The sequence below is a fragment of the Lepagella muris genome (genome assembly GCF_004793975.1).
Classification (GTDB): domain Bacteria; phylum Bacteroidota; class Bacteroidia; order Bacteroidales; family Muribaculaceae; genus Lepagella; species Lepagella muris.
This window is the reverse complement of the sequence record NZ_SRYB01000067.1, coordinates 1-2,506: the sequence shown is the minus strand read 5'-3', so window position 1 is coordinate 2,506 and position 2,506 is coordinate 1. Positions and strand designations below refer to the sequence as shown.

General features: G+C 44.4%; 1 protein-coding gene. It reads left to right on the top strand.

The features are described from left to right. Positions 1-345: 345 nt before the first annotated feature. The gene (locus E5331_RS19985) at positions 346-2,448 is read left to right on the top strand and encodes a porin family protein (RefSeq protein ID WP_135986414.1); all 2,103 of its coding nucleotides are present in this window, start codon (positions 346-348) and stop codon (positions 2,446-2,448) included. Positions 2,449-2,506 lie beyond the last annotated feature (58 nt).

The window sequence follows — 2,506 nt, the reverse complement described above, 5'->3', positions numbered from 1 at the left end:
GGAGAATCCATACTCAGGCATTTCATCATAACCCAATAACTCCGCGCTCCCCGTGCTCTCTGCGGTCTCTGCGGTCTCTGCGGTTGAATCCACCACGGAGACCGCAAAGACCACGGAGTTTTTATTTTTGCAGCGGATAATCCGCCATGCGCAGCCAATAAACTTTTGTTCCTTCTGTTCTCATGTTCTTCTGTATCAACGTGACTTTAGAATTGCATTATAAAGTCATTTTATAAATTTAGGGGTGTGAGGTAATGATTCTTATGTTTTATGTGTCTTTATATTACAATTGGTGCCATAATATTATGACATCAGACTCACTTAACATAATATCCAACCCATAAGATGAACCTTACCGAATTCCTAATTATGTTCATCCTGTTGATATCTTGTCAGCATCTGAACGCCTCCAATCTACTAAACTCTTCTCCAATTGCGGACACAATCCCAGTAAAGTCATTGGAGGAGGTGACCGTCACTCCCCACCAGCAGACTGACTCCCTGCGAAGAACTTCATACATACCTGACAGGAACGCCCTGAAATCCTCACAGAACGGGATTGACCTGCTCAACCGCATGGGTGTGCCTCAGATTGAGATTGACCCTGTCACCAAGACAATACAAGCTGTAGGTGGAGGAGATGTCGCAATATTCATAGACTACATTCCTGCCAATAAGGACGACCTGTCAAACATGCTGACTGCGGATGTCAGACGGGTGGATTATTATGACCATCCTTCCGACCCACGTTTTCTTAACAACACGCGTGTGCTGAACTTCATAATGCGCCGGTATAATTACGGAGGTTACGTGAAGCTGAATGCCGGAGAGGATTTTCTTATAGGAAAGGGGAACATACAAGGCATGGCAAGGATGCGCTACAAGCGCATGACATACGATGTGATGGGACTTTCCCGGTATGAATCTAATGGACATACAGGGAATGAGAGGGTTGAACTATTCAAATTCCCGGAGCAGACATTTACCCGTCACACTTCATTCTCAAAGGCAAAATACCGTCAGCAATATCATCAGGCAAATGCACGTGCCCTATATAATTCAGATAAAATTACGGCAGACAACAGGATTGGCTTCGGACTGGAGAATATACCGCACAATGATTTCAACGGTACCGTGACATACGATGGTATCGGAATACCCACGTCGGTATATCACTCATTGGAAAATGAGAAAAATAAATTCCTTAACTTTTTAGGGGAGTACTATTTCAACTTATCGGATAGGTTCTCCCTGTCATCAGACATTGACTACACATATTCCATGACCAAAGACCATAGTTCTTATCTTGAAGAAAACTTCAACAAAATAATAAACAATGCGTCTGACAGGACGCAGACATTTGATGCGACCATACTGGCGTCATACAATGCCGGCAGCAACACACGCCTCAACATGCAAGGGAGGCTGCATCACGCCCACAGCCATACATCTTATTCCGGAAGTGTATCGGTTCTGGAACGTTCCGACATTACAATGGGTATGGTCGGAGTGAACGGAAGCACCACTCTCGGAAACCTGTACGGATACGCCGCATTTGGATGGAGATGGATCAGATCCTCCCTCAACTCCAAGAGAAGTCTTACGTCAGAACCATACATGGATCTCTTCTTGAAATATTCAATCAACGCAAGAAACTCCATAAGCCTGACATTCCACCATGCTCAATGGGAACCATCGCAGAACTTGAAGAGCGAGATACAGATGCAGGTGTCGCCATTTATGTGGCATACCGGGAATCCGAGACTTAAGGCATACAAAAGCTATGATCTCGGCGTGACCTACATGCTTCTTCCTTCCAACAGACTAAACGTGGCTGTATTCTCCGGTCTGTGTGCAATTACTGACCGCTACTGCTATATCTACGAACCTATGCAAGATAATACCGGAATACTCCGGACAATAGGGCAACCAATGGGATTGTATGCATTTGAGAATGTCGGGGCGGTATGCACACTACGTCTTATTGACAACAGACTGATGCTAAGAGGAAATATCACACAAATTTTCTACCAGAACAGAAAACCGTACTATCATAATATCAGTTATACGAAACTTTCCTTACAGGCATTCTATTACCTTGGGGATTTTAATTTCTCCGCATCCTATGATGCCCCGAAGCGATACTATGACGGCAGCAGCACACCCGCCATAATCAAAAGCCGAGACTATTACGCCATATCTGCCGGATGGGCAAAAGGTGCGTGGAATCTGAATCTTTCCCTGCGCAATATATTCCGATGGGATTGGAAGACCTTTGAGTCTGTCTCGGATTATGAATGTTATTCCGACCGCACAACCTACTATGGAACAGACCGACATGCCAATATCGCTCTAACCGCCACATATTCGATTGACTTCGGAAGGAAGACTAACCGGGAAAATGAACTTCGCGAACAGCAACTCAATTCTTCAGGTATCCTAAGATAGTCCATCAATTATATTATATAATCGTTCACGCGCCGATAGTTTAATTGATCAATGCAAT

Excerpts from the sequence above, each read along its gene's own strand:
- E5331_RS19985 (WP_135986414.1), top strand. The coding sequence starts at position 346 with ATGAACCTTACCGAATTCCTAATTATGTTCATCCTGTTGATATCTTGT.